Origin of the sequence: Anaeromyxobacter sp. PSR-1, from assembly GCF_000964525.1 — a bacterium.
GTDB lineage: Bacteria > Myxococcota > Myxococcia > Myxococcales > Anaeromyxobacteraceae > Anaeromyxobacter.
This window is the reverse complement of record NZ_BAZG01000241.1, coordinates 1-5,523: the sequence shown is the minus strand read 5'-3', so window position 1 is coordinate 5,523 and position 5,523 is coordinate 1. Positions and strand designations below refer to the sequence as shown.

Annotated in this window: 5 protein-coding genes; all 5 read left to right on the top strand. The window is 77.5% G+C overall.

Annotation, left to right across the window (positions count from 1 at the left end; all coding sequences use genetic code 11):
* Positions 1–1,005: chemotaxis protein CheA (locus PSR1_RS21320; protein ID WP_193388403.1), on the top strand; the 1,005-nt coding region annotated here is incomplete at its 5' end.
* Positions 1,002–1,622, top strand: a complete 621-nt coding sequence (locus tag PSR1_RS21315; protein ID WP_059439375.1) for a chemotaxis protein CheC — start codon at positions 1,002–1,004, stop codon at positions 1,620–1,622. The genes PSR1_RS21320 and PSR1_RS21315, both read left to right, overlap by 4 nt.
* A 9-nt stretch (positions 1,623–1,631) precedes the next feature.
* Positions 1,632–2,375, top strand: coding sequence for a nickel pincer cofactor biosynthesis protein LarB (gene larB / locus PSR1_RS21310; protein ID WP_059439374.1), 744 nt, complete (start codon positions 1,632–1,634; stop codon positions 2,373–2,375).
* 13 nt (positions 2,376–2,388) lie between these two features.
* Positions 2,389–3,576: a nickel pincer cofactor biosynthesis protein LarC gene (gene larC, locus PSR1_RS21305; RefSeq protein WP_059439373.1), complete on the top strand. Its 1,188-nt coding sequence runs from the start codon at positions 2,389–2,391 to the stop codon at positions 3,574–3,576.
* Positions 3,577–3,757: 181 nt separating this feature from the next.
* Positions 3,758–5,386 carry a nitrogen regulation protein NR(II) gene (locus tag PSR1_RS21300; protein ID WP_237758188.1) on the top strand — a complete coding sequence of 543 codons (1,629 nt, stop codon included), beginning with the start codon at positions 3,758–3,760 and terminating at the stop codon, positions 5,384–5,386.
* The last annotated feature ends 137 nt before the right edge of the window (positions 5,387–5,523 follow it).

The window sequence follows — 5,523 nt, the reverse complement described above, 5'->3', positions numbered from 1 at the left end:
CTGCACGCCATCGTGAAGGACCTGCACGACAAGGTGATGACGGTGCGGATGACCCCGCTCGCGCTCGTCACCGAGCGGCTCCCGCGCGTGGTCCGCGACCTCGCCCGCGCCGTGAACAAGCAGGTGGAGCTCGACGTGCAGGGCGCCGAGATCGAGATCGACCGCGCCATCCTCGAGGAGCTGTCCGACCCGCTCCAGCACGTGCTCCGGAACGCGGTGGACCACGGCATCGAGCCGCCGCACCTGCGGCTCCTCGCCGGGAAGCCCGCCACCGGCCGGCTCGCGCTCACCGCCCGCCGCGAGCGCGACCGCGTCATCCTGGAGCTCGCCGACGACGGGCGCGGCCTCGACCCGGAGCGGCTGCGCCAGGCCGCGGTGGCGCGCGGGGTGCTCGCGCCGGAGCAGGCCGCCGCGCTCTCCGATCGCGAGGCGCTCATGCTCTGCTGCCTGCCCGGCGTGTCCACCGCCGACCAGGTCACCGAGCTCTCCGGCCGCGGCGTGGGCATGGACTCGGTGAAGCGGACGGTCGAGGCGCTCGGGGGCACGCTCGAGGTGGAGAGCGCGCCGGGCCTGGGCGCGCGCGTCACCTTCCGCCTGCCGCTCACGGTGGCGGTCCAGCCGGTGCTGCTCGTCCGGGTGGGCGAGGAGGTGCTGGGCCTGCCCATCGCGAAGGTGCACGGCGCCGCGCAGGTGGAGCTGTCGCGGCTCGACCGCAGCCGCGGCGAGCCGGTCCTGCCCTACGACGGCGAGCTCGTGCCGGTGCGCGACCTCTCCCGGCTGCTCGGCTTCCCGGCCGCGGCCGGCGACGTGCGCGCGGTGGTGGTGGCCGAGGGCGGCGAGCCGGGCCGGGTGGGCCTGGCGGTGGACGCGCTGCTCGGCCAGCACGAGGCGGTGCTGAAGCCGCTCGGCAGCCCGCTCGAGACGGTGCCCGGCCTCTCCGCGGTGACCGTGCTCGGCACCGGCCGGCCGGTCTTCATCCTCGACGTCCAGAGGCTGTTCGCGTGAGCGCCCCCGGCTTCGGCCCGCGCGAGCTGGACGCGCTCCAGGAGCTCGCCAGCATCGGCTGCGGCCAGGCCATCACCGCGCTGGGCCGCCTGGCCGGGCGCCCCATCCACATGGACGTGCCCGAGGCCTGGGTGGGCGCCGAGACCGGCGCCATCGCGGCGTTCCTGGGCGGCCTGGGGCAGGACCTCGTCGCGGTGGGCGTGAAGCTGGAGGGGCCGCTCACCGGCGACCTGCTGCTCGCGCTGCAGGAGCGCGACGCCGAGGCGCTGGCGGCGGTGCTCGGGTTCCCGCCCGGCGGCGACTGGTCGGGCATGGCGGAGAGCGCGCTCCTCGAGTCGGGCAACATCGTGGGGAGCGCGTTCGTCTCGGCGGTGGCCGCGCTGGTGGGGGAGAAGCTCCTGCTCTCGGTGCCGACCCTCGCGCGCGGCAGCGGGCGCGAGTGCGTGGAGCGGCTCGTCACCCACGACGGCTCGATCGCGCTCGCCACCCGGTTCGTCCTGTCCACCGGCGCGGACGGGCCGGTGGTCGCGGGCGAGCCCGCCCTGGAGGGGCTCATCCTGGTGATGCCCGAGCCGGCGCGCATCGCGAAGCTCCTCTCGCATCTCGATCTGCGATAGACAGCGCGCATGGACGAGAAGACCCTGCGCGCGCTCCTCGCCCGCGTGAAGCGCGGCCAGTCCTCGCTCGACGAGGCGGTGGCCGCCCTGAAGGGCGCGCCGTTCGAGCGCCTGGGCGACCTCGCCACGCTCGACACGCACCGGACCCTGCGGGTGGGGATGCCGGAGGTGGTGCTGGCCGAGTCGAAGACCGCCGCGCAGGTGGCGGCCATCGCCCGCAAGCTCGCCGCGCGCGGCCCGCTCCTCGTCACCCGGCTCGCCCCGGAGAAGGCCGGCCCGGCCCGGCGCGCGGTGAAGGGCAGCGTCTACGACCCGGTCTCGCGCACGCTGCGCAAGGGGCGCATGGACCTGCCGGCGCGCGGGCCGGTGGCGGTGTGCTGCGCCGGCACCTCGGACATCCCGGTGTGCGAGGAGGCGGCGGTGACGCTGGAGGTGATGGGCGTCGAGCCCATCCGCGTCTACGACGTGGGCGTGGCCGGGATCCACCGGCTGCTGGCGCGACGCGAGGACCTCGACCGGGCGCGCGCGGTGATCGTCGCCGCCGGCATGGAGGGCGCGCTGCCCTCGGTGGTGGGCGGCCTGGTGGGCCGGCCGGTGATCGGCGTGCCCACGTCGGTCGGCTACGGCGCCTCGCTGGGCGGGCTCGCGCCGCTGTTCACGATGCTGAACTCCTGCGCGCCGAACGTCACGGTGGTGAACGTGGACAACGGCTTCGGCGCGGCGTTCGTGGCGGGCCTCGTCGCCCGCGGCTGAAGCGAGGCCCCGGATGGCGCTCCTCCTCCTCGAGCCGGTGGGCGGCATCGCCGGCGACATGTTCCTGGCCGCCGCGATCGACCTGGGCGTGGACGCGGCCGCGCTCTCGCGCGCGCTCGAGTCGCTCGGCGTCCCGGGCTGGCGGCTCGCGGTGACGCGGAAGGCCGAGCACGGGATCCAGGGCACGCACGTGGACGTGGTGGTGGAGGGCGAGCAGCCCGCCTCGCGCGGCCTCGCCGAGATCCTGGGGCTGGTGGCGGCGAGCGGGCTCCCGCCGCGGGCGCGCGAGGTGGCGCGCGGGCTCTTCCAGCGCATCGGCGAGGCCGAGGCGCGCGTGCACGGCGTGCCGGTCTCGGAGGTGCACTTCCACGAGGTCGGCGCGGTGGACTCGATCGTGGACGTGTGCGGCGCGGCGGTGGCGCTCGACCTGCTCGGCTGGCCGGAGGTGCGCTCGGCGCCGCCGGAGCTGGGGCGCGGGCTGGTGCGCACCGCGCACGGGACCATGCCGGTGCCGCCGCCGGCGGTGCTGGAGCTCCTGAAGGGCAAGCCGGTGCGCCCGGGCGGCCCGCCCGGCGAGGCGGTCACGCCCACCGGCGCGGCGCTGCTCGCGGTCCTCGCCGAGGTGGGCCCGCTCCCGGCCCACGTGCCGCTGCGGGTGGGCTACGGGGTGGGCACGCGCGCCTGGCCGGATCGGCCGAACGTGCTGCGCGCCACGCTCGCCGAGCCGGCGCCGGCGGCCGGCGCGGGCGGGCCCGGGCCCGAGGCGCTCTGGGTGCTGGAGGCGAACCTCGACGACTGCCCGGGGCAGCTCGTGGCGCGCGCCATCGAGGCGGCGCTCGAGGCCGGCGCGCTCGACGCCTGGGCGGCGCCGCTCACCATGAAGAAGGGGCGCCCCGGCGTCCTCCTCGGCGCGCTCTGCGACGAGGCGCACCGCGCGGCGGTGACCGGCGCGCTCTTCGCCGAGACCACCACGCTGGGCGTGCGCCGGCACGCGGTGGAGCGCGACGCGCTGGAGCGCGCGCTCGAGCCGGTCGAGACCGCCTACGGGACCGTGCGCGTCAAGGTGGCGCGGCTCGGCGGCCGGGAGCTGGGCGCGCACCCGGAGTACGACGACTGCGCCGCGCGCGCCCGCGCCGCAGGCGTGGCGGTGCGCGAGGTGATGGCGGCGGCGCTGGCCGCGTACCGTTCCCGGCGCCCGTAGCGGGCGCGTGCTAGAGTCGGGGGCCGGGGGAGGCATGGCGGGGACGCGCAGGAGGCCGGGGCGGAAGGCGGCGAAGCGCACGCGCGCCCCGAGCGCGCGCCCGAAGCCGCGGCCCCGGCCGAAGCCCGGGCGGAGGCGCCGCCCGCCGCCGCCGCCCGTCACGCCCGATCCGTCCGACGCGGTGCTGCTGAGGCTGTCGCGCGAGCTCGCCGAGGCGCGCGCCGAGGACCAGATCAGCGGCGCCCTGGCCCGCGCGCTCGACGCCGTGTTCCCCGGCCGCGCCTTCTCGATCCGGCTGGTGGACCCGCGCACGCTGGCGCTCACCACCTTCTACGCGAGCGGCCGGCTCCGCCCCGACCGCTCCGGGCGGCTGGTGCTGGCCCGCGACGCCGTGGAGGAGGCCGGGCTCTCGGCCGCGGCGCTCGCCGCCGGCGGCGTGCGGGTGGTGGAGCGCGAGGAGCCGCTGTTCGAGGGCTACGACGAGGCCAGCTCGGCGCCGCTCGCGGTCTCGGGCGCGCTCTACGGCGTGCTCTCGCTGGAGTACGCGCGCGGCGGGCCCGGGAACCCGGCCGAGGACCGGCCGCTGCTGCGCCGGGTGGCCGCGCACGCGGCGCTGGGCGTGCGTAACGTCCGCTCCATCGACGAGCTCACCTACCTCAAGACCTACCTCGAGGAGCTGATCGAGCACGCCAACGCGCTCATCTGGGCGGTGGACCGCGACCGCTCGGTGATCGTCTGGAACGCGGCCCTCGCGAAGCTCTCCGGGCTCCCCGCCGGCGAGGTGCTGGGGGGCGAGGCGCTCCTGCGCGCGCCGGACGACGAGCGGCCGCGGCTCGCCGCGGTGCTGGGGCGGAGCCTCGGCGGCGAGCGGGTGGACGGGTTCGAGACGCGGCTCGTGCGCCGCGACGGCGGCGAGGTGCGGGTGGCGGTGAACACCGCGCCCATCACCGGCGCGTCCGGCGAGGTCGACGGCGTCATCCTCATCGGCCAGGACCTCACCCTGCTCCGCTCCATGCAGGCCGCCGCCGAGCACGCCGAGCGGCTCGCCGCCATCGGGCGCCTGGTGGCGGGCGTGGTCCACGAGCTCAACAACCCGCTCACCGCGGTGACCATGTACTCGGACGTGCTGCTCGAGCGCTTCACCGCGCGCGGGCAGGACCCGGCCGACGTCGAGAAGCTCCGCGCCATCAAGGACGCGGGCCAGCGCATCCAGCGCCTCGCCCGCGACCTCGTCACCTACGCCCGCCCCACCGGCGCGCACACCGAGGCGGTGGACCTCGTGCCGGCGGTGGACGAGGCCGGGCGCATGGCGAAGACCGCGCTCAAGGAGGCCGGCGCGGGGCTGGTGCGCGACGGCGGCGACGGGCCGTACGTGGTGGAGGGCAACCGGCCCAGCCTGGTGCAGGTGGTGCTCGCGCTCGTGACGAACGCGGCGCAGGCGGTCCCGCCCGGCGCCGAGGTGCGGGTGGGGCTCTCGCGCGAGGGCGGAGAGGTGGTGCTCACCGTGGCGGACGCGGGCGCGGGCATGCCGCCGGAGGTGGCGGCGCGCGCGTTCGAGCCGTTCTTCACCACCCGCGCCGGCGTGGGCATCGGGCTCGGCCTGCCCATCGTGCAGGGGATCGTGGAGCGCCACGGCGGCAGCGTCAGCCTCACCACCGCGGCCGGGCGCGGCACCACCGTGACCGTCCGCCTGCCGGCCCGCGCCGCCACGCCCACCGAGCTGCGCCCGGTGGGCCCGGCCGACGCGCGGCAGCGCCCGCCCGGCGACACGCCCACGCACCCGCGGCTGCCCCGCCCGCCGCGCGGGTAGCCCCGCTCACCCTTCGACTCCGGCGGGCCTGGGGCGGCGTACGCTCAGGGTGACCCTTCGACTCCGGCGGGCCTGCGGCCCGCCTACGCTCAGGGTGAGCGGATCAAGGATCGCTCATCCCGAGCGTAGGCCGTGCC

What these genes read in the sequence shown, in the direction of transcription:
- larC (WP_059439373.1), top strand. Translation starts at nt 2,389, where the DNA reads ATGGCGCTCCTCCTCCTCGAGCCGGTGGGCGGCATCGCCGGCGACATG.
- larB (WP_059439374.1), top strand. Translation starts at nt 1,632, where the DNA reads ATGGACGAGAAGACCCTGCGCGCGCTCCTCGCCCGCGTGAAGCGCGGC.